This window comes from Lysinibacillus sp. G4S2 (genome assembly GCF_030348505.1).
GTDB lineage: Bacteria > Bacillota > Bacilli > Bacillales_A > Planococcaceae > Lysinibacillus.
This window is the reverse complement of sequence record NZ_JAUCFJ010000002.1, coordinates 1,909,597-1,934,915: the sequence shown is the minus strand read 5'-3', so window position 1 is coordinate 1,934,915 and position 25,319 is coordinate 1,909,597. Positions and strand designations below refer to the sequence as shown.

Here is a 25,319-nt window from a genome sequence, read left to right as displayed (position 1 = left end):
TAATGACGAGTTAGTACATCGCTAAAGTTGTTGAACGACTATTATATTAATCAAATTCAGTGTCTTATTAAATAAAGTTGCTCCTCATTGCTTTTCACCAATTCGCAAAATAGCCGCAAGTTGCTTATTCAAGGTACTAACGCTATCCTCAAAATCTTGGCGATACCATTGGATGATTAGGCCAATGATTGCGTTTGCTTGATAAGCACTATAATAATCAATGGATATTTCATCATGCATTTGATAATGAGCGGTTACGTCCCTTTTCATTAGCGAATGAATTCCATCAAATAACATGTAATAGTAAGTCAATGGCACATTTTTTGAAAAAACAATGCGATAGAACATTTTAAAACGCTCTATATGATGAAAAATACGAATAGTATTTGGATCTAATTGATTCTTATCCAATGTTGTTACTGCACGATATGGTTCCTCATAGGAATTATACAAATCCTCCATAATTTCCTGGAAGTATTCTTCAAATAGCCCTTCTTTTTGCTCATAATGCAAGTAGAAGGTACCTCTATTCACCTTTGCTACCCGACAAATTTCTGCAATCGTAATATTTTCTAAAGGCTTCTCACTCAATAAAGTTAACAGAGCATTATGTAATGCTTGCTTCGTTTTAACAATTCTTAAATCGTTCGCACTCAAACTTTTCATCCCCTTACTAAACAGATTTTTTATATGTGTTGATTACTGAACAGTTCTTAGTTTTTTGCATATTGAAATCGCTTACAATATTATTATATGATTTTAATGAACACATGTTCAATATCTAACATAATACATCCGTGAAATGTTCATACACGGTGAAAAACATAAATAATAGGAGGTCCTCGTGATGAGATTAGAAGGTAAAGTAGCAATCGTAACAGGTGCAGCGTCAGGTATGGGAAAAGCAATTGCAGAAGGTTATGCAAAAGAAGGCGCAAAGGTTGTAGTTTCTGACTTGAATTTAGAAGGTGCACAAGCTGTTGTTGAAGGTATAAAAGCAGCTGGTGGCTCAGCGATCGCAGTTCAAACAAATGTCGCATCAACAGAAGACTTACAACGCTTATTTGATGAGACAAAAAATGCTTATGGTCAATTAGATATTTTAGTCAATAATGCTGGCATTATGGATGGTATGGAGCCAGTTGGTGAAATTTCTGATGAACGTTGGGATAAAGTATTTGCGGTAAACACGACTGCTGTTATGCGTTCGATGCGTATGGCAACAGAGATTTTCCTTGCTCAAGGTCATGGTGTCTTTGTTAACAATATTTCTGCTGGCGGTCTATATGGTGCTCGTGCTGGGGCTGCCTATACCGCTTCTAAGCATGCGGTCGTTGGTTTAACAAAAAACACAGCATTTATGTATGCCGATAAAAATATTCGCTGTAACGGTATTGCACCAGGGGCTGTTATTACAAACATTGCCTCTTCCATGACAAATGTGAGTCAAACAGGTGCAGCTCGCCAAGCATTAGGTATGTCCATTAACCCACGTGCCGGACAGCCAGAGGAAATCGCTCAGCTAGCTATTTTCCTTGGCTCCGATGAAGCAAGCTTTGTCAACGGCCAAGTCATTGCTGTTGATGGTGGTTGGACAGCTTACTAAAAATAAATAATCACGCACAGAATTACTCTGTAAAATTAAAGACAAGTGAATGTATTATAAAACAGTAATATTAAGAGGTTGTCTTTAATGTCACACATTATATTAAATAATTAGTACATCACTTATATATAGTGGTGTACTTTTTTTGTTTGTTAGACCTCTAAATGAACTCATTAACTACCACAACTAACCTACTAAAGGAAATATTTATAGCAATTAAATGTTGCCGTAAAATAGAACGTACATTCTCAAAACGTGCATTCGATTTGGAGGCAATTGCTTGAAAGAATATAAAGTAAAAGAAGTAGCTGACTTATTGGGTACACACGAAGAAACTATTAAACGTTTGATACGGTCAGGCCCTTTGGTCGAGTGTATTTGAGCGATTCATATTTTTCATCAAAGCTATCGTACACATAAGAGTGCCCTTCTTTACACACGGGACGAAAGTATTTGTCTTTTCCTTCGATTTCAGCCTCATTCTTCCTGTTGTAATCGATCAGGGGTCGCGCTCCAATCCTTTTAATCTGTTTATAAACGGCTTTAAAATCATATCCTGCATCGGCTAAAACGTATTCAATATTCAAATAAGGATGCCGTTTTGCCAAGCCTTTAAGTAAAGGAATCGACATTTTTCCATCATTGACATGGGCTGAAGAAAACAAGGCTAACAAAATATATTGGCTTTCACAATCAACGGCCAGATGACCTCTATAGCCGTACCAGAAAAACTTTTTATTATCCGTGTTTTTCTTGGTACCCCATGATGGATCAAGAGGAATTTCTGCTTCGATTTCTTCATAGGAGTAGTCAACCAATTGATCTAACGTCTTTTCAAAAATCGTTTTGGCAGCTTCAAGTTCTGCTTGTTCCTTAAGCCATTGTTCTCTTTCTTCTTTCTTTTTGCGTCCGCGTTTTTTCGGCTTTTCCGGCTCGGGAATAGGAGTTTCTTCTTGTGATACCTCCGGAAAGAAGTTCATTTGTTCATTGACTTAGTCCTATAGCCCGTCGCGTAAATGCCCTCCAATATGTTTACCCTTTACACAAGTGCCTGCTTATCGTATGTTCACCACCTACGTTGGAACCGTCAATTGTAAAGGATATAGAACATGTCTTAATATCATTGTTAAGTGAATCAATTTCATAAATCATTTTCTCAGTGATCCGCTCAACCGAATATAAACATCGTTTTTTTGAAAATTGAAGTTAAGCAGCTACTTTTTGAGCCTTTTTACTTCTAAATGGCTTCAACCTTTTTTCCTCTAAAGATAAATAAAGCTTAAGTCACCTTAAACATCAACCATTTTTTAAATAATTCTGATCTTCGTTCAACTTTTCTAACCATTTTTCAAGCGTCCGTTTTATCTCAAACCTATCCCTTGAACTAATTTCCATTAGCGTATCCCATTTCCCATTAGTGATTGCTAATCCATACTCGCCGCTCGCTCTTGAATCTGGATACCACCCTAAAACAATATGTATCCTTTTATTTTCATCTTTAGGTACATTCCAACTCCCTTTTTCAAGTTCCATTTTACTTATTTGAAGTAGGTCTTGTGTAAAAAATGTCCAATTTGTTAAGAAATCATCTTCATTGGGGTCTGATATCGGTTCAACATCATAAAACCTATTATAATAAATAGCGAAACCTTGTGGTATTCTTAGTTCCATTAAATTCATGTTATCATTCCAATCTAATAATATCCGTGTTTTATTTACTTTTGTTATCTTTGGACCTCTGTCAAGATAGCAGACACAAAATTTAATGATTTAACGTATTAAAGTAGTACTGGCATTCAAAATTAGATGGCGTGCTGTATCCTATTGATGAATGAATGCGTTCATGGTTGTAATGTCGAATACTATACATCTGGAGTTCTTCCTTTCTCTCTCTAGTGTGTGGTAGTGGTACTAAACACTTCGAGATTTGGGGAGGTACTCCTTTTTTTATGCCTTAAAATTTCAAGCCCAGTAAGGCTTTCGATTTATGAAATTGATTCTACTTTATAAATCTTTGTTGCACAATCACCCGTTAGCCATCCATGTCGCATAAAATCATCGCTACACCACAGAAAATGAAAGATTATTACGTTCTTTCATGGGAGTTTGCTAAAGCAACTCAATGATATTTAATTAACGCCCCTATATTGGAGAAGAAGACCACTAATGGACTTTCACTGAAGAAGTTAGTCAATTGAATTAGCTATTCTGACTAATATGTCAGGTGTTTCTGTATCTGCTACTTTATTATATATCCCCAACAAATACTGCAAATTATTTTTTTCAAAGACAAAAAAGTTAAATAATCGGTCTTCGAAATAAATACCTTTGGTACCATCTTGAAGTTTATACTCCTTACCATTTAAGTTCAGTTTATTTTTGAAGTTCAATTTATTTTTTGAAGGACGAATGTCAATTTTAAAGATATTTTCTCTTATATCTTCATTAACAAATCTGATTTCTAAGGAATCATTAGATTGATTTAATTGTTGTAGTAAATAGGGTTATCTGTGGTAAAAAAAAGGATAGATAGAGCGAATTTATTTAAGCTCTTCTATCCTTTTAATTTCTATACTGTGTGACATTAAATAAGAATTCACTATTTAAAATAGTTTCAACTAATAACTTGACTTTTAATAAAAAAAATTTCATGTGCGTGCTTATTTTTCTAATAAATTAATTATATTACGCCCTTTTCGCTGGGAACATGCTTCCTATAATAGCACCAATTAACGCAGGTAGTATCCATCCTAAACCAATGTCATAGAATGGTAAGAAGTCTGAATAAACTTTCTCAATCGAATCAAAAATACTTAATTTCGCCGCTGGAATGCTACTCACTAATGCTTTATAGCCATCAATTAAACTAATAAAAAATGTAAAAATCATCGCAATTGCATAAACCGTTTGCTTATTGTTAAATAGCGATGAGCTTAAAGCAAGTAGAATTAAAACAATTGCCAGAGGATACAAGAACATTAGTACTGGAATGGCGAATTTAATGATATTATTTAATCCGAAGTTGGCAATTATAAATGATACAAGGCACAATATGAATACAAACCACTTATAGCTTATTTTCGGGAACACTCCATGGAAAAATTCACTACAAGATGTGATTAAGCCAATACTTGTCTTTAAACAAGCAAGGACAATAATAAATGCCAATAAAATTGCACCAAAGGATCCGAAATAGTGTTCAGCAACAGCAGCAAATATTAAACCACCGTTATCAAATGAACCAATAGCCTCAATACTCGATGCCCCCATATACGTTATTAAACCATATATTAGCATCATTAATGCCATGGCAAAAATACCAGATTTCCACGTTGCCTTAGCAATTTCTTTTCTATCAGAAATTCCTGCGTTTTTAATCGCGTTAATAACGACAATACCAAAAGCTAATGACGCTAGCGCATCCATTGTGTTATAGCCTTCTTTAAAGCCTGTCATAAATGCTGAATCAATATAGTCTCCCATTGGCTGTTGGAAATGCCCCATCGGCTTTAAAATACTAATAATAATTAAAATAAATAACACAATCAAAAATGCTGGTGTTAAATATTTACCGATATAATCCATAATTTTCGCAGGATTCAATGAGAAATAAAAAACGATGGCGAAAAATACAAAGCTAAATAAAGCAAGTAGAAGTGTTGTATGCTCTGCTTGAATATATGGTTCAAAGCCAACAACAAACGGAACTGTCGCTGTACGTGGAATCGCAAAAAAAGGACCGATCGTTAAATAGAGCGCTAAAGAAAAGATGACGCCAAATAATGGATGAACACGGCTCGCTAAGTCACGCAAACCGTTACTACCTGATAAACCAATAGCTAAAATACCTAGAAACGGTAAACCGATAGCTGTTATTAAAAATCCAATTAGTCCAAACCAAAAGTTGGTCCCTGCTAATTGTCCAAGCTGAATTGGAAAAATAAGATTCCCCGCTCCAAAATACAGTCCGAAAAGCATCGTGCCAATGACTGCATATGTTGAAAAAGGTATTTTTTGTTGCATTTTGATGTACTCCTTAGATGTATTTAACTTCTTTCTGCAAATGTTTTCTGTGCGAAAGCGTAGCGACAGGTACAGAAGTCCCCACCTCTATAGGTGGTGAGATGAATGCGGGTTTAAGTTCTTTTCAGAGGGTGTTCAAACATCCGCTGAAATAAGTTAATGCCTCCGGCGGATGTCACGGATTTTGAAAGGATTGAATTGTGCGGGCACAATTCAAAATCCGGACGCATTGTTTATCTGTGCGAAAGCGAAGCGTCAGCTACAAATGTTTTCTGTGCGAAAGCGAAGCGTCAGCTACAATTACGCGTAGGCGAAATTGATCTATTGCAAATAATTTAAATAGAAGGGATTTCTCACTACAATCCCACTATGGTATCAGGCATTTATTTTAAAAACAATAGTTTTTTCTTTTATTATCATTAATTGTACAGTTCCTAGCTTTTAAGTGGTCAAAACGAAAAGAGCTGTCTGCTGACAGCCCTTAGTTTGCTACAGACCACTCTATATGATCTAAAAATTTGTATACGTCCTCGTACACTTTATCACGTTCTTTGTCTAATGTAATAATATGGCCAGAATTTTTATACCAGATGATCTCTTTATCATCAGTTTCTACTGTATTAAGAATGAAAGGTGCACTTTCTTGATAAAGATCATCATCTAATGAACCTTGTAATACTAATGTAGGTGCTTTAATTGTTGATAATTCATCGCGTGTTTCTGTAGTTAAACGTGTAACACCATCTAATGAATCTTTTGGTGTAATACGAAGTTCATGTAACTCTGAAATAATTTGATCTTTTGATTTATTTTCAAAGTGTTTATATAAACGAGCATAATGATATAAGCGAGTAAATAAGCCTTTAGAATTGTCTCGTGTGATTGGTGCACACATTGCAACACATGCTTTCACTGGAAACTTCTCTGCTACTTTTAGCGAGAATACGCCGCCAAGTGAAATCCCAACTACAGCGATTTCTTCATAACCCTTACTCTGCAGGAAGTTATAACCTTCCACGACATCGTTCCACCAATCTTCTGGTTTTGTTTCAAGTAATGCTTCTGGTTCTACGCCGTGCCCACTATAAATCGGTGCATGAACAGTATATCCTCGTTGAGCTAGAAATTCTCCTAGCTTTTTCACATCTTTTGTGCTTCCTGTGAATCCATGCAGTAATAGTACGGCTTTATTGCCTCCCTCAATTGTTAGAGGTTGTGGCTTTTTAAACTTCATTTTATAATATCCCCTTCACGGAAATTTCGTAATTGTGTATTTTATGTGTCTATCTTAACACCCTTTATTCATAATGTACAATTTATAGTTTTTATCATATTAATGTATTTCATGCATGAACGATGTGAGGTTAATGACTGTTATATCACGCTTTCTACTATTTTTATTTTGCTTTTTTTTAGTTCTCCGTTTTTTAAAAATTATTTTATGTGCCTATACTTCCTACTCTTTTATCGTTATAATGCAGTTAACTTAAAAATAACGGGAATAGAGGTAAAAAAAATGGAGTGGCAGCAATTAGAATATTTTGTCACAGTTGCAAAGCTTGAGCATATGACACGTGCTGCTGAAGCATTAGCGATTTCTCAGCCAGCATTAAGTCGCTCGATTTCAAAGCTTGAAGAGGAATTAGGAGTACCCTTATTCGACCGACAAGGACGTTCGATTATGCTCAACCGATATGGCGAGCTTTTTTTGTATCGTGTCCTACGCATGCGCAAGGAATATGAAAAAGCAGTTATAGAATTACAGGAACTTAATAACCCAGAGCTTGGTGATGTGTCACTTGGCTTTTTACATACTCTGGGGACTAGTATCGTACCTGATTTAATCCGCGCATTCCGTCAGAACCATCCGCATATTCGCTTTCACTTTACACAAAATTACTCACACTCCCAGTTGAAGCAATTGCTCGCGGGAGAGTTAGACCTTTGTTTACTTGCAGCGATTGACACGGAGCCCCCTGTTTGCTGGAAGGAGCTATGGCGTGATGAGCTTTATATTATGGTGCCGATCGACCATCCCTTCGCCACCCGTAAAAGCATTAAAATGAAGGAACTTGAAAATGAAAATTTTGTTCTGATGAAAAAGGGTTACGCATTGCGCCGTACCGCTGATAGATTATTAAATGCTGCAGGTATCAAGCCGAAGATTACCTTTGAAGGTGATGAGGTGTCAACAGTTGCTGGTTTTGTAGGCGCCGGGCTTGGCGTGTCATTGCTGCCTGTTGACGAAGACTTGAATCCAAATAAATTGGCTAAAATTCGTGTGGAGGATATGGTTTGTGAACGTATAATAGGTATGGCTTGGATAGAAAATCGATATCTTCCACCATCAGCACGACAGTTTCAGCAATTTATATTCGATTTTTACGAGAAAAATAATTGAAGCTCCTATTGGACTAATGAATAAAAGCGAGTAACAATTTCCGCTCTGCGTCATTGTTACTCGCTTCTATCTATGTTTAATTAGAGAAATTTTTAATAGATTAATCAATTTTGACCCAAAAACTATTTTTTATTTCCCTACATATTTCACTTGATAAGAATACATATCTTTTGTATCGCCATCAATCTCAAAAAGTCCCTGCTTTGCAAGGGCCAACAGGCGTTTTTCCACAAACTCTTCACTTAAGTAGTCATCAATTGTACCAAGTGTTTCACCGATAATGCGCATCGGTATTAGCCATTCCTCATTTAATTCGGCATGTGCTCTTTGCGCACATTCAATAATGATAGGATCTAACGTATCTTCCGCTACATGTTTAATTCCATTTTGCCAAACCCGCAATGTACTGGAGTTTTGTTTCAGCACTTCCCATTCCTTTGCAAGTCGCTGACATTCATCAATTGAAAAGCGCTTTGCCTCAGTACGGAGCTTCATTAGCAAGTCTGGCGCAAGCTCACCTGTATGACGAATCATCATGTTTGGCTGTATACTTTTCAAGCCTTCTGTGGCATCAATCCCAAATACCATACTACTTTTATCAATCAACTCACTCATGATCAAACGTAGGCCTATCTCTTCATGAGTATTTTGGCTATACCAAACCCAGACATCCACATCACTCGTTAAACCTGCCATTTTTTTCTTCCATTCTTCATGAATATCCTCGTACAATTCACGGTCTTCATTATCCTTATATAAATAGCCTTCTAACCAGTTTTTTCGTTCTTCAAAGCTACTAAGTGGGCCTATCGAAAAAATATCATCGACGCTAAGCACCGACTCATCTCGCTGTAATTGGTTTTGTCGTATCGCATGTTTTATGGAACCTTGTGTAGATAAGCTAAAGGTAATATGTAAAATTGCCATAAAAATCACCCCTTTTACTGTTTACTAAGCGCTATTTGTATCCCAATAAAAGTGAAAAGGATCCCTTGAATTAAATTTAATCGTTTAGCAATTGTAGGCTTCCCAATAATCACTTTTCTTACTTTACCGGCAAAAATACTAAATAATGAAAATAGTAGTAGTGCTTGTACTAAAAATAAAATACCCAATATTAACATTTGTAAACCTACATAACCATTAGATGGATTTACGAACTGTGGCAATAGTGCTAAGAAAAACAAAGATACTTTTGGATTTAAAATATTCATTAATATACCTTTTTTATATAACGTCACATAGTTTTGTTTATTTTGCTGTTCCAATGTGAGTGGATCGCCCTTTGCTCGAAATGATTGCCAGGCTAAATATAATAAATACGCCGCTCCCGCAAATTTAACAATGGAAAAAATAATTGTTGATTGATAAATAATGGCCGAGATACCGAGAACAGCAGCTCCTATATGAACGAGCAAACCTGTACATAGTCCGAGTGATGTTGCTATACCAGCCTTCTTATCTTGTGTAATGCTTTGTGCAAGTACAAATAAATTATCTGGTCCTGGCATTAAGGTTAAAATAATTGCGGCACCTAAAAACGCTAATAACGTTGAAAATTCCAAAACATTCCCTTCTTTCCATTACTTTTAGAAATAGGCGCATCACTATAACGTGTTGATTTCCGTTCCAGCTAGCGTTTCAACACATGTCATCTCCATCTTTTGGTGACAAGCCTAGAAAAAACATTATAAAATAATATTACTCCCATTATACTACATAACGTCGTTTTATTCTGAATTTTACAAAAAATTACCCGGCTAATAATGCTCGTTTAAACAATACTTTTCTCTTTTAATCCCTTATAATAAAAATATCGTTTATAAAAATCGTATTGTTAAAGAGGTGTTTGTCGATGGCAGTAAGTGATATTGTAAAGCAATATGAAGACGAGCAAGGAAATATCTATTACAAAATGAAAACATATGATATCGATGTACAGGCTACGCAAAATTCAGGTTTAGCGCCTGTTATTACCTATTGGATGGGTGAAAAAGAGATTACTGACGATATTCGAAATTTACGCTTCAGTCCACGCCCTCCCTCAAGCTATATTCAAGATTATGATGAATTTCAAGCCATGCTTTATTCAAAAGAACAAGGTGCCATCAACCAACTATATGAACAAATAAGTATTAAACCACAAAATATGTCTTCAGGAAAACAAGTATTATGGAGTTTCTTCGTCATTGTTTTAGCGATGCTCCCACTATTAATCGCAATTTGGTGGTTCAAATAAACAAAGATATGTTCCCTCATAATTTGCTCTCGTTTCAGCATTACCTACTTATTTACTCAAAACTTTCTATTAACTTTTCTAATCAGCTTGACAGACATGCTGAAGTAGTGCATTCTTTATTCAATTACTTTTTAAGAAATGGGGCATCAACCAAAAGATTTGATGAGGACCCATTCATGTTAAACTATACAATAAAAGCGTGCGAAGACTAGTACCTAGAAACTGCTTGTTCAGAGAGCAATGCCCACCCGGCTGTAAGGCATTGTACAAGAAAGACTAAAGAACCTACTTCGTAAAACGTCCTAGCTTAACTAGGCGCAGTCTCAAGCGTTATGAGCAAAGTGGAATGTCAATGACGTTCAATGTAGGTGGTACCACGGAAAGCAAGCCTTTTCGTCCTAATTTATTAGGATGAAAAGGTTTTTTTATTTCTTTCAGCGGGTGGCACGGAATTATGTCGAGGCATAATAGATTAAAAGTGTAATGGCGAATTGGAGGTATTGTTATGGAAAGAAAAAGAATCGTCGTCAAAATTGGGAGTAGCTCCTTAACAAATGCAAAAGGTGAAATTGATAAAATACGTTTAATGGATCATGTTCAAGCGATAGCTGAATTAAAAAAATACGGTCATGAAGTATTACTTGTTTCATCAGGTGCAGTTGCAGCAGGTTTTAAACAATTAGGCTACCCTTCTCGCCCCGTCACAGTAAAAGGTAAACAAGCTGCGGCAGCAGTTGGGCAAAGTTTACTTATTCAAACCTACAATGCTTTATTTAGCATTTATGACATTGTGCCTGCTCAAATTTTACTTACACGTACTGATTTCTCAAAAAAAGAACGCTATAAAAATGCCTATGCCACATTTGAGGAATTATTAGAGCGCTCCATGCTACCCATCATTAACGAAAATGATACGGTATCTGTCAGCGAATTAACCTTTGGAGATAACGACATGTTATCGGCACTTGTGAGTGGTCTTGTTCATGCCGATCAACTCATTATCTTAACAGACATCAATGGATTGTATAACGCCAATCCAAATAAAAACCCACATGCTAAACGCATTGATCGTTTAACAGAGGTATCTGATGAGATGCTGGGCTTTGCAGATGGTTCAGGCTCTAAAGTAGGCACGGGTGGTATGGAATCCAAATTACTAGCAGCTCGAGCAGCTTTAAATGCAGGCGTGAAGGTGTTTATCGGAACTGGTCACGGTGCAAATAAGCTTGTCGATATAGTGGAAGGTCGCGGGGATGGTACGTATGTTGAGCATGAGGCGCTAGCTATTTTAACAAATAATAAACAGTGGATTGCACTCACGGAAGTATCTGGTAAAATTTTTATAGATAGCGGTGCTGAACATGCACTATTGGCAAATGGGAAAAGCTTGTTGCCTGCTGGTGTATTTCGTGTCGAAGGTGATTTTGCAAATGGCGACGTTGTTGAGGTCTATAGTGACAATGGACTTCTTGGTCGGGGTGAGGTCTTATATTCTTCCCTAGAGTTAGCACATGCGATGGGCAAACGTACAGATGAATTGACGAACTATCCGATTGAAGTCATTCACCGAGATAAATGGCTAAAAAATCAAACAAATTAAGGAGGAATTTACATGACAAGTGAAGTTCAACAAAAAGGAAAACTAGCAAAAGCCGCAAGCTATATTTTAAATATTAAAACAACCTGTGAAAAAAATGATGCTCTCACAAAAATTGCTGAGCAGTTAATAATCGATCAAGATACTATTATTGCTGAAAATGCTAAAGATTTAGCAAATGGCGAAAAACAAGGAATGCCCGCTTCTACACTTGATCGCATCATGTTAAACAAAGAACGAGTAGAAGCTATGTCCAGTGCCATTCAGTTGCTTGTACAGTTAAATGATCCAGTAGGCAGTCTCTTAGAGCGAATAGAGAAAGATAATGGCTTACTAATAGAAAAACGTCTTGTGCCACTTGGTGTTATCGGGATGATTTACGAGGCACGCCCTAATGTAACAGTGGATGCAGCAACATTATCATTGAAAACAGGCAATGCTGTCATTTTACGTGGAAGCTCTTCGGCCAAATTTTCTAATGTAGCTCTTGTGGCAAGTATTCATCGTGCACTTAGTAAAACGTCTATCCCTGTGGACGCTGTACAATTAATCGAGGATACAAATCGTGAAACTGTCAAAGAATTATTCCATTTAAAAGAATACTTAGATGTTTTAATTCCTCGTGGTGGAAAGGCACTTATTGACTTAGTCGTAAATGAAGCCACTGTTCCAGTATTAGAAACAGGTGCTGGCAACTGCCATATTTATGTAGACCAAACTGCCGATTACATAAAAACAGAAAAAATTTGCATCAATGCGAAAACACAACGTCCTTCTGTTTGTAATGCAGCAGAAAGCTTACTTATTCATCCCGATTGGTTTAATGCGCACGGCAAACAGCTTCTAGGTGCTATGCATCAAGCAGGTGTCACAATTATCGGTGATGAATTCGTTTGTCAAGCTCTTGATTTCGCTCAACTAGCAACAACTGAAGACTATGCAACTGAATATTTAGATTTAAAGATAAGTGTTAAAATTGTGGAAAACGTTTATGAAGCAATTGAGCACATTAATAAATACGGCACAAACCACTCTGAAGCAATCATGACAGAGGATCAATTAGCAGCGGATACCTTCTTAAATAGTGTGGATGCTGCAGCTGTTTATCATAATGCCTCAACTCGCTTCACAGACGGCTTTGAATTTGGCTACGGTGCAGAAATCGGCATTAGTACGCAAAAATTACACGCTCGTGGACCAATGGGCTTACCAGCGTTAACATCTACAAAGTATTACATTCACGGTAACGGCCAAATCCGAGAATAATTGTAGAACTATTAATGAAAAGCCGACAGTTACCATACGCTGTCGGCTTTCTTTGCTTAGATTGAAAGAGTTTGTAGCCGAGAGAAAAAACGGAGTTATGTAAGCATCAGGATGATAATAACTTTTATAGAAAGAAGGTTTAGAATGAACACTTCAGCGATAATTAAATTAACGGTTTCAATGGCACTTTTTGGCTCCATTGGTTTTTTTACTGTCCATACAGGCGTACCTGCTATCGAGCTAGTATTTGTCAGATGTATTTGCGCTACCCTCTTTCTAGGAGCTATGTGGCTTGTCACAGGTGGTCATAAAACGGAGAAGTGGGAAAAAAAAGAAATACTTCGTACACTTCTTTGCGGTGTCTTTATCGTCTTAAACTGGGTATTTTTATTTAAAGCCTTTGAAGAAATGTCGATTTCTATTGCTATTTCTATCTATAATTTAGCACCTATATTTGTATTAATTTTTGGCGCATTGTTTTTAAAAGAGAAGATGACTATCCAAGCATTGCTCGCAACAGTAACTTGTTTTATCGGCAGTATGTTCATTATCGGCTTAAATAATTTTTTGTCACTCTCTGAATTTATGAAATCAGGCTTTATTTGGGCATTACTGTCTGCATTATTTTACGCATTTACGATGCTAACAAGTAAAACGATCAAAAATCTTAGCTCTTACGCCTTAACATTTATCCAAACGGCAGTCGGAATTGTCATACTATTCCCATTTGTTGATTTTTCATTATTTGAAGGCTTAACGACAACAAACTGGCTTTATATTTTAGGAACAGGCTTTATTCATACAGGATTTGTTTACTATTTATTTTTTGATAGCATTCGTAGTCTCTCTACAATTCTAGTTTCAGTATTAGTATTTGTTGACCCTGTTGTAGCTATTTTGCTCGACATGGTATTGCTTGACTTTATGCCGAGCTTCATGCAAACAATTGGTATTATATTAATTTTTGGTGGCATTTTTTACACAATTTACGTGCCAAAGAAAAGGCGTGTACCTCAGGCTTAGTCTTTTTCTATGTAAAGGAGTTTTTTCATGAGTAAACTTTATGCAATTGGTGAATTATTAATTGATTTTACGCCTACTAAACAAAATGCCTTCCTTACTGCAGTTGAGCAATTTACTAAAAATGCTGGTGGGGCCCCTGCCAATGTTGCTGCTGTTTGTGCAAAACTTGGGCAGCAAGCAGCTCTAATCACACAAGTAGGTCGTGATGCTTTTGGAGATTTTCTTATAGAAACGTTAAAAAAGGTTAATGTCGATACAAACTATATCGTTCAAACTGTTGAGGGTGAAACAAGTCTAGCCTTCGTTTCCCTGACAAATGATGGGGACCGTGACTTCTTATTTTATCGTCGTCATGCAGCAGATTTACTTTACAACAAAGAGCAACTTCCACCAAATCTATTAACAAGTAATGATATTCTCCATTTTTGTTCAGTTAATTTAGTGGAAAGTCCAATGAAGCACGCACATATGGCTTTGATAGAACAGGCTCATCAGGCAGGTAGTCTTGTTTCTTTTGATCCCAATGTTCGATTACCTCTTTGGAACGATGAGAAGGCATGTCGTCAAACCATTTTAGAATTTTTACCAAAGGCCCATCTTGTTAAATTGTCCGAAGAAGAGCTTTTGTTTTTAACGGCGATTGAGGATGAAAATTCAGCAGTCCAATCATTATTTCAGGGGCAAGTACAAGTACTCATAATTACACGTGGAGCAGAAGGTGCAAGTCTATATACTAATGAGCTCCACGTCAAAGTGCCAGCTGACAATGTCCATGCGATAGATACAACTGGAGCGGGTGATGCCTTTATTGGAGCAGTGTTAACTATTCTCCTTAGTAAGCAGATAACAGCCATCAATCTAATCGACTTTTGTAAGCAGCAAACTATCCCTCTCCTGACATTCGCGAATCGTTATGCTGGGGCATCGACAGAAAAACATGGTGCCATTGCATCTTATCTTGCCAAGCATGAGCTGTCATTTAAAAACGATATTATTTTTTGAATATTTCGGAACTTATTTTATTGACATTCGTATTAGGTAGAGACAGATTAAATAAAAGGAGGAACGACGGTGAAATCAATTACTAAAAAACGTACGAAAGCATTTTTCATTGATTTGGCAATATCAACAGTTGTCGCAACTGGCGTAGAATATGTTCTGCGAAAAAAAGTGAAAAACGAGGCAATTCATGCCATTATCACACCAACAGTCGTTATGTGGTCTCTTGAATTTGCACAATTACGTAAAAATGGACAAACAGTTGGCTATAAAACAATGGGACTCGAACTTGCAAATGAAAATGGGTCAAAGTTAACAGCCCCTCAAATTATTAAAAGAATGGCTTATCGAGATACAATTAGCACTTTTGATTACTTAAAAAGTCCAAAAGCATTTGAACAACAAAATGGTCAACTTCTTCCTCACGACAACTTTTCGGGTACAGTTGTAAAGGAAGTCTAGCAGATAAGGCTGCTCAAATATAATTTTGAGTAGCTTGTTTTATTATATCGAGAATCAACGAGGGAGGAACTTTACAATTGAAATTGGATCATGTTGTTGAGGTTTTACTTGAAAGTCTAAAAGATGATCAATATATCGAAGCTGTATTTTTAAGAGGATCAATGGCTAGAGATGAGCATGATGAATTTTCAGATATTGATATGTATTGTGTTGTCAAAGAAGAAAATATCGAAGCATTTTTGCCAAACCGGAACAAACATATTAAAGCATTTAAACAAACGTTGTTCATTGATGACATCTATATTATTGCCCCTCAGTTATTAGTCGTATATGAAGATATGATTCATATTGATTTATTCACCGTAACACCCACTGAAATAAGTAATAAAGATGCAATAAAAATATTATTTGATCCAAATGGAATTCTTACCTCTAAACAGAGGAATACCACTTTGTCATTAAGTCCACTCGAATTTCAAGATGCTGTAGATGATACTGTTTGGTATTTGTATCAATATTACTTGAGTGCTAAACGTGGAAATGCAATTTGGTGCGTTCATTTACTGCGGCATAGTTTAGAACACTTCGCCAAAGTACTATTACATAAATATTGTCCTGAACGGGCATCCCTTGGACTTAAAGCGTTACACCATTCGTTACCGCCTCACCCATTAGATGAGTTCGTCGATATTATGAATTGTATGAGCCTTGTAACACATGAGGTGGCAGTAAAGAAATTAGTGAACGCCTTCCACAATGAATCCAGTTGGATATTCGACAATGTGCCGGATCAAGAAGAAATTAAACCATTATGGGAAAAAATCAAAGAGCTATTATACTAAAATAAAATAGCAAACTAGCATCTACCCTAGTTTGCTATTTTTCAGGAGTATCACGTTGAATGTCATCGAAAAAACAAATTCAGCTTATGTATAGCGTGTATTTCTACACCCTATTAAATTGCTTTTTCATTAAAATATGTGGGATTCCACAATCCATAAATTCTTCACCCACACGTTTGTACCCTAATTTTTCATAAAAGCCTTCTGCATAGGATTGCGCATTTAATTTAGATTTTGTTAAACCTTTTTCTAGTGCTATTCCCTCTAAACTTTGGATAATGACTTTACCTAATCCAAAGTTACGGAATTCCTTTAATATACATATACGCTCTAGTTTGCCGTAGTCAGCAACAACTCGCAGTCTACCTGTGCCAACTGGTTGATCGTTATAGTACACAAGTATATGATCACATGCTGCATCCAGTGTGTCGAATTCATCAAATTCTTCTTCCTCAGATACTTTTTGTTCCTCTATGAAAACTTTTTGACGAATGGCAAAGGCTGTTTGTAAAGCTTTTTCGTCTGTAATTTTTATTGTGTTCATTTTGATATTTCTCCTCGTTTAATGACTTTTTTTGCAGATTGAAAGGTTGTCTGTGCTGGTAAAACTTTGTTTGCGCCGGTAAGATCCTTTTTTCCGCCGCTAAGACTGGCTGTTGCGCCGGTAAAGTCCTTTCTTCCGCCGCTAAAACCGTCATTTACGCCGGTAAAATTCTTTCTTCCGCCGCTAAGACCGTCGTTTGCGCCGAGTTGTACAATGACATGTGATGCCAAACGTTTTCACGATCTTTTTGCTATAATTCTACTTAATATTGAAATTTTCTGATTTCTTTCACATAATTAAGTAAGATTGTACATTCGAAGGGCAGGTGCTATTTATGGCAAAACATCCTCTACTCGTACGTGATGTATTAAAGCGAAAGCATTTTGAATCTGCCAAGCTTATCGCAGGACAGCAAGGCCTAAATCGGCAAGTACTTTGGACACATATTTTGGAAATTAAAGATTTTGATACTTTAATAAATGGCGGTGAACTCATTTTAACAACTGGTGTTGGTTTACAGCTAGAGCTTGAAACACAAATTGCCTATTTACAAAACCTTATTCGCAATGGTGCTGCAGCACTTTGTATAGAGATTGGTGATTATTTTGATCATGTTCCTGCAGAACTGATTGCTTTGGCAAATGCTCAACATTTTCCGATTATCATTTTTGAAGATATTGTACGGTTTATCGATATAACGCAGGATCTACATACGTACATTATAAATCAGCATCAGCAAGCATTAATACAGCTAGATACGATTTCAAAGACTTTTATGGAATTATCGTTAATGCCAAATGGAATTTTAAAAATTTTGCAGGTGCTTCATCAAGATGCTGATACTTTATTTTTATTTGTCTCTGAAGATACGAAAAGCTTTTATTATCCTATAGAAGCCAAAAAGTATTTACGACTAATGGAGGACCACTGTCGGCAGCTAGAATTACAAGAGCCCATTCAACTTCTGTCCATTGACAACGATCATTTCGCCATCATTCCAGTCAATGGACTTGGACAAGTATGGGGCTATTTATGTATGCATTTTGTACTGCCGAAGCCTAGTGATTATACGTTATTAAATCTTGAACGTGCAGCGATGTCTATTACCCAAATATTAATGCGTAATCGAATGTTACAGGAACGCCAACAAAGCCGTGAGGATGAATTTGTCCTCGCCTTAATACAAGGTCAGCCCGTTGATCTTCAGTATTATCAAAGCTATTTGCCAATGGAAAATCGCAACTTTTTTTATCGTGTAGTGGTGTTTAATATTTCCGACTATGCCAATACCTTTTCAGAGGAAGATTGGCAAGAAATACAGCTACAAAATGTTATGTTTGTTCGTTCCATCCTAAAGAAGCTCGGCTTTTTCCCTACCGTTTCGGTTCGACAACATGAAATTATTATCCTTGCTTTTTACATTGCGGCAGATTATATGAATGAAAATCGTGACTCCTTTAATCAAGCCATTCAGCAGATTGTTGCTCGAAAAACACCACAGTTTTTTGAACAAATAACTCTTACCTTTGGCATTAGCAATGTTTATCAATCCATCAACAGCGTACAGCAAGGCTATAAGGAGGCAAAAACAACCATTCAAATGCAGCACAATGAACTAGCTACTTCTATTTACTACAAAGATTTAGGTGTTTACAGATTGTTATTATATCAGGAACATGCAGCCCTTTTGCAATACGTCAAAGATTATTTACAAGAAATATTGCTCATTGATCAAAAAAACGGTACTGACCTTTATCAAACGCTCTGTGTTTATTTAGCATGCAATGGTGCGAAAAATGATACAGCTGAACAACTATTTATTGTCCGTCAAACACTTTATAAGCGAATTGAACGACTAGAAAATATTTTAGGTGCTGATTTTTTACAGGCCCCTTATCGTCTCAATATAGAAATTGCGGTGAAGGCCTATGAATTATTGAAAAAAACAGCACCTGATCTACTACGCTTTTGAACGTGGATCCATAAAATCACGTAACGCATTGCTTAGCATATACAAACCTAACACGAGTACTGTAATGGCTCCACCTGGCGCATAAGTATACCACGGGGCTCCAACCAAATAGGCTTGTGAATCTTTTAACATTCGTCCCCAACTAGGGTTTGGTGGTTGCACGCCAAGCCCTAAGTAACTCAGAGCGGCCTCCGCAAGCATTGCAGTTGCAAAGGTCACAGTTGCCGCAACAATAATCTGTGATGAAATATTCGGTAATATATGGCGGAACATAATGCTATAAGGTTTTACACCAATTAACTTTGCAGCTAATACATATTCGCTGTCACGATGTTGGACAAAGCCACTGCGTGCAATTCTGGCAATGGCCGGTATGGCAATAATGCCTAATGCTATAGCAGTATTAACAATCCCTGGTCCAAATACCGCAACGAGCATTAAAGCTAAAATTATTCCTGGAAAGGCCATTAATGCATCCATCATGCGCATAAAAATTTCATCGATCCATCCACCCATATAGCCCGCTATACCACCAATTAAAATGCCAAAAATTGTTCCAATACATACTGTTAATAAACCGACTGCAAAGGCCGTTTGTGTTCCTTTCATAATGCGGCTAAAAATATCACGACCAAATTCATCCGTACCAAAAAGATAATCACTGCTTGGGCTACGTAGCTTTTGCGGTATATTCATAGAATTCACATCGTGTGGCGTGTAAAAAAAGCTAACAACCATTACAATTAGAAAACCGACAATGACTAGTAGACCAATGATTAAATTGATATTTTTCGTGTACCTCTGTATATTTTTCATCGTATCCACCCCTCATCGTAATCGGATTCTAGGATCTATCACAGAATATAAAATATCGACCATAAAATTGATCATGACCACCGCTACAGTAATATACATGACGATTCCCTGCACTAATGGAAAATCACGATTACTAATAGCCGTGATAAGCAGTTGGCCAACACCTGGCAATGAAAATACTTGCTCCACAATAATTGTTCCTGCAACAACCTCCGCCATAATCAGTCCAAAGACCGTTAATATCGGAATCATCGAATTTTTTAAGACATGCTTATACATGACATTTTGCTCAGACATCCCTTTACTGCGAATCGTACGCACATAATCGAGCTGAACTTGCTCTAAAATTGCAGTACGAACATAACGGAAATTGACAGCAATTTGCGGAATTGCAATGGTTAATGCAGGTAGAACAAGCGTGCTTAGCGCTCCTGCTACACTTTGCGTCCATGGAATATATCCACTAATTTTAAAGAAGCTAAATTGCATGCCAATATATAGAATGAGCATCATGCCAAGCCAGAAAGAAGGAACGGCCATGCCGACTTGCGTTACTGTCGACAACGACACATCACTTAGCTTATTTTGTCTTCTCGCCGCAAACATCCCTAATGGTAAGGAAATGATTAATACAATTAAGAGGGTGAGCCCAGCCAATGATATCGTTACAGGTAGTCTGTCAAAGAGTAATTCTTTTACTGGCACTGAAAAACGAATGGAATTCCCTAATTCCCCTGTCAATAATCCTTTCATCCAATCCGTATATTGCTCATAAAGGGGGCGATTCAAGCCAAGCTCTGATCGCAAATTTTCAATTTGTGTGGGATCCGCTTCAGTGCCTAACATTGTCCGAACCGGATCACCAGGTAAAATTTGAAAAACACCGAATGTAATTATTGATACTAGAAGGATGGTTGTTATTAACAGAATGAATCGACATATAATATACATCATCTAGCACTCATCCCTTTCTAGTTAGAAAATTTAACCTCTGACATATCATGGAACCAGAATGGGTAGCTCTTTAATCCAGTAACTTGCTTGTCAGAGCCCCAAACAATCTGATAGTCCGCGACATAAACTGCTGCTGCCTGCTCGGCTAAAATTTCCTGTGCACGATGGTAATAGTCAATTTGCTTTGCCTGATCCGACTCCTTCAAAACATCTGCCATTATTTTGTCGTATTCATCATTTTTAAATAAGAAGAAGTTCTCACTATCATTCGTTGAAATGTAATCATTTAAAATTTCGTAGGCAGATGCACGACCCGTTAAATCGATCGTAGTCATTTGATAGTCGCGTCCAAAATAAACTCGGTCTAGCCAAATTCCCCATTCTACAACCTCAATTTCCACATCAATACCGATTTCCTTTAAATTATCTACAACAATTTGAGCGATATTCGAATAAATATCATTATGCGAAGACACTGTAATTTTTGTTTTAAAGCCATCAGGGTAGCCCGCTTCAGCTAATAATGCTTTTGCCTTTTCCACATCTCGCTTATACATGCTTTCTAAGTCTTTCTTTTGATAGTCTCCCATCGCTGGACTCATATTTGAACCAAGTGGTACAGCATAGCCTGCAAACACCGAGTCAATAATATCGGACTTACTTATGGCATAGTTGATTGCCTGACGGACTTTGACATTATCAAAAGGTGCTTTAGTTTCGTTAAATGTAATGATTAACGATGAGTTATTATTTTGATGAGATAAATTATAATTCCCCTCTACTTCACTTACACGATGCCAAGGAACACTTGTTAAATCTACTTCATTGGCCATTAAACTCATAATCGCTGCTTGATCATCCGATTGGAATGTAAACGTCACTTTATTTAAATATGGAAGACCTTCTTTCCAGTAGTTTTCATTTTTCTTTAGCTCTAACTTTGTACCAGGAGAGTATTTTACATAAGCAAATGGCCCAGTGCCTATTGGATTTTCATTATGCTTGCCATCATTGTTTTTTGGTACAATGGCTGATTGTCGAGCAGTTAATGAATAGAGGAAATTGGAGTTTGGCTCCTTCAGTTTTATGACAAATGTATTGGCATCTGGTGCTTCTGTTGACGCAACATTATCAAAGCTGTTTGACATCTTTTCGCCACCGTTTTTCCCCATTAAGCGATCAAACGAATACTGAATATCCTCCATAGTTAAATCCTCACCATTATGAAATTTTACACCTGGGCGAATTTTAAAGGTATATGTTAAGCCATCCTTTGATATTTCATAATTTTCTGCTAGCCCTTCTTTTAAGGATCCATCTGTTTCTGGTGCCATCAATCCTTCAAAAATATTGAGAATCATTTGGTACGATATTGATGCTGTTGCTTTATGTGGATCTAAAAAGTCAGGGTCATCATTTATACGCACTACAATTTCTTGAGGTAACTCTGCTACTGACTTTTCACCTGAACTTCCTTCTTTTCCAGCATCACTTGAGCATGCACTTATTAGTAAGCCTACTATCAATGTTAACAACAGCATTAACCAATTTTTATTCAGCCTCATGTCATATTCCCCCTATTCCTTAAGTGCTTATTTTTTGAATGCTTTTATAGCTTTCTACATCTAGCAATTTATCAGCAGCTTTAATGCCAGCAAGTATCGCTTCCTCCATAGCTCTTGTAGCCAAATGGCCCAAATAGTCAACTGGATATGTTTTATCTCCTGTACCTAGTACGAAAACCGTATCTCCATCCAGCATTGTGTGAACAGGATAAATGGTCCGTGCGAGGGCATTTTGTGTGAGCTGAGCTATTTTTTTCGCCTCAGCTTTTGTTAGTTTGGCATTCACTGCAATGACACCAATTGTCGTATTCGTGCCAGACAATGCTTCTGATTGCACATGTTCCTCTAAATAAGCACAACAATCCATCCATTCTCCTGTTTTAGGATTCCTTGCACCTGCTAGTATTTCTCTTGTATTAGGGTCTTTTATATCCCCAACAGCATTGACAGCTACAATTGCACCAACTACAAGATCATCTTTGCCAGCTATAGCGACACTACCCAGTCCCCCTTTCATGCAAAATTGAGGTCCTGCCAATTTACCTACAGTCGCACCATAACCAGCCCCTGTATTACCATTTACGAATGGCCCGACAATCGCACTTTTGGCCGCTTCATAGCCCATTTGAGCTGTAGGTCTTGTCTTTGGATCACCGATGAATAGATCGAAGAGCACCGCACTAGGAACAATCGGTATTGTAGTAACACCCGCATCCACACCAACACCCTGCTCCTCTAAATATTGCATAATCCCTGTTGCTGCATCTAATCCAAATGCACTTCCTCCAGAAAGGCAAATCCCATGAACACGATCAATTTCATTAATAGGATCAAGTACATCGGTTTCTCGAGTGCCCGGTGCAGAGCCTCTTACGTCGACACCGCAAACTGCACCGTTTTCTACTAAAATCGCTGTACATCCTGTAATGCCTTCACTATTTTCTGCATGCCCGACCTTAACTCCAGGCACATCTGTAATATTTCCAAACACTATACACACCTCACTTTTCAGAGACTGAATATTCCGATTGTTTTTCATATAAAAAGCAGGCTACTCCTTGTTGTCTATTTTCTTCCTGAAGCACTGGTCGTTCCTGATGACACCTTTCCATCACAAATGGACAACGTGTATGGAACACACAGCCAACAGGCGGATGCATTGGGTTTGGTAATTCCCCCTGTAACGCTATTTCCTGTTTCGACTTATCAAAATTAACTACCGGAATCGCCGACAGCAATGCTTTCGTATATGGATGCAGGGGATTTGCAAATAATTCTTTCTTCGTACCAATTTCCACTACTCTCCCTAAATACAGCACCGCCACTCGATCACTTATATGTTTCACAACACTTAAATCATGTGAGATAAATAAATAAGTTAAATGAAATTCATCCTGTAAATCCATCATTAAGTTCAACACCTGTGACTGCACTGACACATCAAGCGCAGATACCGGCTCGTCTGCAATAATGAACTCTGGATGAATAGCAAGAGCACGAGCAATACCGATTCGTTGCCGTTGACCGCCAGAAAACTCATGTGGAAACTTTTGCATGGCATCCTCTGAAAGGCCTACCTTGTGTAAAAGCTCCTTCACACGTGCTTTGCGTTGCTCTTTCGTTAATGTTAATTGCAGCTTCATCGGTTCCTCGATAATAGTACCTATTCGCATTCGAGGATTAAGTGATGCAAAGGGATCCTGGAAAATCATTTGCATTTGCTTACGATAGGTTTGTAGCTTGTTGCCTTTTAAATGCTGGATAGGCTGCCCTTTATATAATATTTCTCCTGAAGTCGGTTCAACGAGTTTTAAAATGGTCCGTCCAAACGTTGATTTCCCTGAGCCAGATTCTCCTACTATGCCAAGTGTCTCACCTCGGAAAATCTCAATGGAAATATCATCGACTGCTTTAATGACTTTTTTCTCTTCCTTCATCGACTTACGTTTCACAGGAAAATAGGCTTTTAAATGATTAATTTCAAGCAAAACTTCTTTCTTCGTCATGATCAAGCGCCCCTTCCTCTGTGAATAAATGACAGCGAACTTTATGCTCGTCTTGAATATGGATTACCTTTGGCTGCGTGTCACGGCATTGTTCCATCGCAAATGGACAGCGTTGTGCAAAACGGCAACCTTCTGGTAATGCATAAGCTGGCGGGACGGTACCTGGAATAGAAGGTAATCTTTTGACATCCGTTTCAAGATTAGGCATTGTTTTTAAAAGAGCAGTCGTATACGGATGCTTCGGATTTAGAAAAAGCTCTCGCACCGGTGCTTCTTCTACGATTTGCCCTGCGTACATGACCATGACACGATCTGCCGTTTCTGCTACAACGCTCATATCATGCGTAATAAATAATATGGCCGAATGATGCTCTTCCTTCATCTTCATCATAAGCTTTAAAATTTGTGCCTGTACTGTTACATCAAGTGCCGTTGTTGGCTCATCAGCAATTAACAGCTGAGGGTTATTGGACATGGCAATCGCAATCATGACACGCTGCCGCATCCCTCCTGATAATTGGTGTGGATATTCAGAAATAACCTTTTCTGCATTGGCAATACCAACTTCTTTTAAAAACTGTAGTGATTTCTCCCACGCCACTTTTTTAGAAATCTTTTGGTGCCTGCGTATTCCTTCTATCATTTGATTACCGATTGTAAAAACAGGATCCAAAGAGGTCATCGGCTCTTGAAAAATCATACTAATTTCATTGCCTCTAATGTTGCTCATCTCTTTATTTTTGTAGTCTAGTAGATTTTTGCCATTCAATTTAATGGTACCAGCTGTAATTTCTCCTGGTGGTATGGGCAGTAATCGCATAATTGATAACGATGTAATGCTTTTTCCACTTCCAGACTCACCTACTAGCGCAACCGTTTCCCCTTTACGAATTGTAAAACTCACATCATCAACAACTTTTGCCTGTTTGCCATTTTTTAAATGAAAATTTATTTTTAAATGATTTACCTCTAATAGCATTTGATTTTCTTTTTGGTGTTCCATA

Annotated in this window: 27 protein-coding genes; 12 read left to right on the top strand and 15 right to left on the bottom strand. The window is 37.4% G+C overall.

Going from position 1 to position 25,319, the window contains the following annotated elements:
- Window positions 1–84 precede the first annotated feature (84 nt).
- Window positions 85–657 carry a TetR/AcrR family transcriptional regulator gene (locus QUF91_RS09835; protein WP_289417652.1) on the bottom strand — a complete coding sequence of 191 codons (573 nt, stop codon included), beginning with the start codon at window positions 655–657 and terminating at the stop codon, window positions 85–87.
- Window positions 658–847: 190 nt separating this feature from the next.
- On the opposite strand from QUF91_RS09835, the gene QUF91_RS09830 reads away from it, so the two are divergent.
- Complete coding sequence (locus tag QUF91_RS09830; RefSeq protein WP_289417651.1) at window positions 848–1,606, top strand: SDR family oxidoreductase; 759 nt, start codon at window positions 848–850, stop codon at window positions 1,604–1,606.
- Between the two features lie 280 nt (window positions 1,607–1,886).
- Window positions 1,887–1,988, top strand: coding sequence for a helix-turn-helix domain-containing protein (locus QUF91_RS28110; RefSeq protein ID WP_353957845.1), 102 nt, complete (start codon window positions 1,887–1,889; stop codon window positions 1,986–1,988).
- Here QUF91_RS28110 and QUF91_RS09825 read toward each other — a convergent pair.
- The 3 genes from QUF91_RS09825 to brnQ all read right to left on the bottom strand — a co-directional run bounded on the left by QUF91_RS09825 (window position 1,945) and on the right by brnQ (window position 5,629).
- Window positions 1,945–2,586 (bottom strand): transposase, encoded by a 642-nt coding sequence (locus QUF91_RS09825; RefSeq protein WP_289417650.1) that lies wholly within the window; start codon window positions 2,584–2,586, stop codon window positions 1,945–1,947. The two genes, QUF91_RS28110 and QUF91_RS09825, sit on opposite strands and share 44 nt — an antisense overlap.
- Window positions 2,587–2,902: 316 nt before the next feature.
- Window positions 2,903–3,286 carry a hypothetical protein gene (locus QUF91_RS09820; RefSeq protein ID WP_285396491.1) on the bottom strand — a complete coding sequence of 128 codons (384 nt, stop codon included), beginning with the start codon at window positions 3,284–3,286 and terminating at the stop codon, window positions 2,903–2,905.
- Window positions 3,287–4,291: 1,005 nt separating this feature from the next.
- On the bottom strand, window positions 4,292–5,629 hold the full coding sequence (brnQ, locus tag QUF91_RS09815) for a branched-chain amino acid transport system II carrier protein (RefSeq protein ID WP_289417649.1): 1,338 nt from the start codon (window positions 5,627–5,629) through the stop codon (window positions 4,292–4,294).
- A 198-nt stretch (window positions 5,630–5,827) separates the two neighbouring features.
- On the opposite strand from brnQ, the gene QUF91_RS09810 reads away from it, so the two are divergent.
- A complete protein-coding gene (locus QUF91_RS09810) occupies window positions 5,828–5,968 on the top strand; it encodes a hypothetical protein (RefSeq protein WP_289417648.1) in 141 nt (46 codons plus the stop codon).
- A gap of 142 nt (window positions 5,969–6,110) precedes the next feature.
- On the opposite strand, the gene QUF91_RS09805 is transcribed toward QUF91_RS09810, so the two are convergent.
- The gene (locus QUF91_RS09805; protein WP_285396488.1) at window positions 6,111–6,863 is read right to left on the bottom strand and encodes an alpha/beta hydrolase; all 753 of its coding nucleotides are present in this window, start codon (window positions 6,861–6,863) and stop codon (window positions 6,111–6,113) included.
- Window positions 6,864–7,145: 282 nt separating this feature from the next.
- Here QUF91_RS09805 and QUF91_RS09800 point away from each other — a divergent pair, with 282 nt between their 5' ends.
- Window positions 7,146–8,030, top strand: coding sequence for a LysR family transcriptional regulator (locus QUF91_RS09800; protein WP_285396487.1), 885 nt, complete (start codon window positions 7,146–7,148; stop codon window positions 8,028–8,030).
- A gap of 129 nt (window positions 8,031–8,159) precedes the next feature.
- Here the strand turns inward: QUF91_RS09800 and QUF91_RS09795 are convergent, their stop codons facing one another.
- Together QUF91_RS09795 and QUF91_RS09790 are read right to left on the bottom strand one after the other, a co-directional pair.
- Window positions 8,160–8,957 carry a DUF1835 domain-containing protein gene (locus QUF91_RS09795; protein ID WP_289417647.1) on the bottom strand — a complete coding sequence of 266 codons (798 nt, stop codon included), beginning with the start codon at window positions 8,955–8,957 and terminating at the stop codon, window positions 8,160–8,162.
- A gap of 14 nt (window positions 8,958–8,971) precedes the next feature.
- Window positions 8,972–9,595 carry a LysE family translocator gene (locus tag QUF91_RS09790; RefSeq protein ID WP_289417646.1) on the bottom strand — a complete coding sequence of 208 codons (624 nt, stop codon included), beginning with the start codon at window positions 9,593–9,595 and terminating at the stop codon, window positions 8,972–8,974.
- Window positions 9,596–9,885: 290 nt separating this feature from the next.
- Between QUF91_RS09790 and QUF91_RS09785 the strand changes: the two genes are divergently transcribed.
- The 7 genes from QUF91_RS09785 to QUF91_RS09755 all read left to right on the top strand — a co-directional run bounded on the left by QUF91_RS09785 (window position 9,886) and on the right by QUF91_RS09755 (window position 16,458).
- Window positions 9,886–10,269 carry a sodium:proton antiporter gene (locus QUF91_RS09785; protein ID WP_285396484.1) on the top strand — a complete coding sequence of 128 codons (384 nt, stop codon included), beginning with the start codon at window positions 9,886–9,888 and terminating at the stop codon, window positions 10,267–10,269.
- A gap of 505 nt (window positions 10,270–10,774) precedes the next feature.
- Window positions 10,775–11,869 carry a glutamate 5-kinase gene (proB, locus tag QUF91_RS09780; RefSeq protein WP_289417645.1) on the top strand — a complete coding sequence of 365 codons (1,095 nt, stop codon included), beginning with the start codon at window positions 10,775–10,777 and terminating at the stop codon, window positions 11,867–11,869.
- A 12-nt stretch (window positions 11,870–11,881) separates the two neighbouring features.
- Window positions 11,882–13,132 (top strand): glutamate-5-semialdehyde dehydrogenase, encoded by a 1,251-nt coding sequence (locus QUF91_RS09775; RefSeq protein ID WP_289417644.1) that lies wholly within the window; start codon window positions 11,882–11,884, stop codon window positions 13,130–13,132.
- 144 nt (window positions 13,133–13,276) lie between these two features.
- A complete protein-coding gene (locus QUF91_RS09770) occupies window positions 13,277–14,155 on the top strand; it encodes a DMT family transporter (protein WP_289417643.1) in 879 nt (292 codons plus the stop codon).
- A gap of 27 nt (window positions 14,156–14,182) precedes the next feature.
- Window positions 14,183–15,157: a carbohydrate kinase family protein gene (locus QUF91_RS09765; RefSeq protein WP_289417642.1), complete on the top strand. Its 975-nt coding sequence runs from the start codon at window positions 14,183–14,185 to the stop codon at window positions 15,155–15,157.
- A gap of 69 nt (window positions 15,158–15,226) precedes the next feature.
- Window positions 15,227–15,616 carry an RDD family protein gene (locus tag QUF91_RS09760; RefSeq protein WP_289417641.1) on the top strand — a complete coding sequence of 130 codons (390 nt, stop codon included), beginning with the start codon at window positions 15,227–15,229 and terminating at the stop codon, window positions 15,614–15,616.
- A gap of 77 nt (window positions 15,617–15,693) precedes the next feature.
- Entirely contained in the window at window positions 15,694–16,458 is a 765-nt protein-coding gene (locus tag QUF91_RS09755) for an aminoglycoside 6-adenylyltransferase (protein ID WP_289417640.1), read from the top strand.
- Window positions 16,459–16,561: 103 nt separating this feature from the next.
- Here QUF91_RS09755 and QUF91_RS09750 read toward each other — a convergent pair whose 3' ends face one another.
- Together QUF91_RS09750 and QUF91_RS09745 are read right to left on the bottom strand one after the other, a co-directional pair.
- The gene (locus tag QUF91_RS09750) at window positions 16,562–17,002 is read right to left on the bottom strand and encodes a GNAT family N-acetyltransferase (protein WP_289417639.1); all 441 of its coding nucleotides are present in this window, start codon (window positions 17,000–17,002) and stop codon (window positions 16,562–16,564) included.
- Window positions 16,999–17,232, bottom strand: coding sequence for a hypothetical protein (locus QUF91_RS09745; RefSeq protein ID WP_289417638.1), 234 nt, complete (start codon window positions 17,230–17,232; stop codon window positions 16,999–17,001). Before QUF91_RS09745 ends, QUF91_RS09750 begins: the two co-directional genes overlap by 4 nt.
- A gap of 104 nt (window positions 17,233–17,336) precedes the next feature.
- Between QUF91_RS09745 and QUF91_RS09740 the strand changes: the two genes are divergently transcribed.
- On the top strand, window positions 17,337–18,974 hold the full coding sequence (locus QUF91_RS09740) for a PucR family transcriptional regulator (protein WP_289417637.1): 1,638 nt from the start codon (window positions 17,337–17,339) through the stop codon (window positions 18,972–18,974).
- Here the strand turns inward: QUF91_RS09740 and QUF91_RS09735 are convergent.
- From QUF91_RS09735 to QUF91_RS09710, 6 genes are read right to left on the bottom strand one after another with little or no spacing between them, the layout of a single operon-like run.
- Entirely contained in the window at window positions 18,963–19,790 is an 828-nt protein-coding gene (locus tag QUF91_RS09735) for an ABC transporter permease (RefSeq protein ID WP_285396473.1), read from the bottom strand. The genes QUF91_RS09740 and QUF91_RS09735 overlap by 12 nt on opposite strands.
- 12 nt (window positions 19,791–19,802) lie before the next feature.
- Window positions 19,803–20,744, bottom strand: a complete 942-nt coding sequence (locus QUF91_RS09730) for an ABC transporter permease (protein WP_289417636.1) — start codon at window positions 20,742–20,744, stop codon at window positions 19,803–19,805.
- A gap of 17 nt (window positions 20,745–20,761) precedes the next feature.
- The gene (locus QUF91_RS09725) at window positions 20,762–22,309 is read right to left on the bottom strand and encodes an ABC transporter substrate-binding protein (protein WP_289417635.1); all 1,548 of its coding nucleotides are present in this window, start codon (window positions 22,307–22,309) and stop codon (window positions 20,762–20,764) included.
- 19 nt (window positions 22,310–22,328) lie between these two features.
- The gene (locus tag QUF91_RS09720) at window positions 22,329–23,300 is read right to left on the bottom strand and encodes a P1 family peptidase (protein ID WP_289417634.1); all 972 of its coding nucleotides are present in this window, start codon (window positions 23,298–23,300) and stop codon (window positions 22,329–22,331) included.
- A gap of 10 nt (window positions 23,301–23,310) precedes the next feature.
- The gene (locus QUF91_RS09715; protein ID WP_289417633.1) at window positions 23,311–24,315 is read right to left on the bottom strand and encodes an ABC transporter ATP-binding protein; all 1,005 of its coding nucleotides are present in this window, start codon (window positions 24,313–24,315) and stop codon (window positions 23,311–23,313) included.
- Window positions 24,290–25,318 (bottom strand): ABC transporter ATP-binding protein, encoded by a 1,029-nt coding sequence (locus QUF91_RS09710; RefSeq protein ID WP_289417632.1) that lies wholly within the window; start codon window positions 25,316–25,318, stop codon window positions 24,290–24,292. The genes QUF91_RS09715 and QUF91_RS09710 overlap by 26 nt, the downstream gene beginning before the upstream one ends.
- Window position 25,319 lies beyond the last annotated feature (1 nt).

Excerpts from the sequence above, each read along its gene's own strand:
- QUF91_RS09740 (WP_289417637.1), top strand. The coding sequence starts at position 17,337 with ATGGCAAAACATCCTCTACTCGTACGTGATGTATTAAAGCGAAAGCAT.
- QUF91_RS09770 (WP_289417643.1), top strand. The coding sequence starts at position 13,277 with ATGAACACTTCAGCGATAATTAAATTAACGGTTTCAATGGCACTTTTT.
- QUF91_RS09730 (WP_289417636.1), bottom strand. The coding sequence starts at position 20,744 with ATGATGTATATTATATGTCGATTCATTCTGTTAATAACAACCATCCTT.
- QUF91_RS09795 (WP_289417647.1), bottom strand. The coding sequence starts at position 8,957 with ATGGCAATTTTACATATTACCTTTAGCTTATCTACACAAGGTTCCATA.
- proB (WP_289417645.1), top strand. The coding sequence starts at position 10,775 with ATGGAAAGAAAAAGAATCGTCGTCAAAATTGGGAGTAGCTCCTTAACA.
- QUF91_RS09710 (WP_289417632.1), bottom strand. The coding sequence starts at position 25,318 with ATGGAACACCAAAAAGAAAATCAAATGCTATTAGAGGTAAATCATTTA.
- QUF91_RS09785 (WP_285396484.1), top strand. The coding sequence starts at position 9,886 with ATGGCAGTAAGTGATATTGTAAAGCAATATGAAGACGAGCAAGGAAAT.
- QUF91_RS09825 (WP_289417650.1), bottom strand. The coding sequence starts at position 2,586 with ATGAACTTCTTTCCGGAGGTATCACAAGAAGAAACTCCTATTCCCGAG.
- QUF91_RS09830 (WP_289417651.1), top strand. The coding sequence starts at position 848 with ATGAGATTAGAAGGTAAAGTAGCAATCGTAACAGGTGCAGCGTCAGGT.
- QUF91_RS09805 (WP_285396488.1), bottom strand. The coding sequence starts at position 6,863 with ATGAAGTTTAAAAAGCCACAACCTCTAACAATTGAGGGAGGCAATAAA.
- QUF91_RS09715 (WP_289417633.1), bottom strand. The coding sequence starts at position 24,315 with ATGACGAAGAAAGAAGTTTTGCTTGAAATTAATCATTTAAAAGCCTAT.
- QUF91_RS09725 (WP_289417635.1), bottom strand. The coding sequence starts at position 22,309 with ATGAGGCTGAATAAAAATTGGTTAATGCTGTTGTTAACATTGATAGTA.
- brnQ (WP_289417649.1), bottom strand. The coding sequence starts at position 5,629 with ATGCAACAAAAAATACCTTTTTCAACATATGCAGTCATTGGCACGATG.
- QUF91_RS09735 (WP_285396473.1), bottom strand. The coding sequence starts at position 19,790 with ATGAAAAATATACAGAGGTACACGAAAAATATCAATTTAATCATTGGT.
- QUF91_RS09765 (WP_289417642.1), top strand. The coding sequence starts at position 14,183 with ATGAGTAAACTTTATGCAATTGGTGAATTATTAATTGATTTTACGCCT.
- QUF91_RS09820 (WP_285396491.1), bottom strand. The coding sequence starts at position 3,286 with ATGAATTTAATGGAACTAAGAATACCACAAGGTTTCGCTATTTATTAT.
- QUF91_RS09775 (WP_289417644.1), top strand. The coding sequence starts at position 11,882 with ATGACAAGTGAAGTTCAACAAAAAGGAAAACTAGCAAAAGCCGCAAGC.
- QUF91_RS09800 (WP_285396487.1), top strand. The coding sequence starts at position 7,146 with ATGGAGTGGCAGCAATTAGAATATTTTGTCACAGTTGCAAAGCTTGAG.
- QUF91_RS09750 (WP_289417639.1), bottom strand. The coding sequence starts at position 17,002 with ATGAACACAATAAAAATTACAGACGAAAAAGCTTTACAAACAGCCTTT.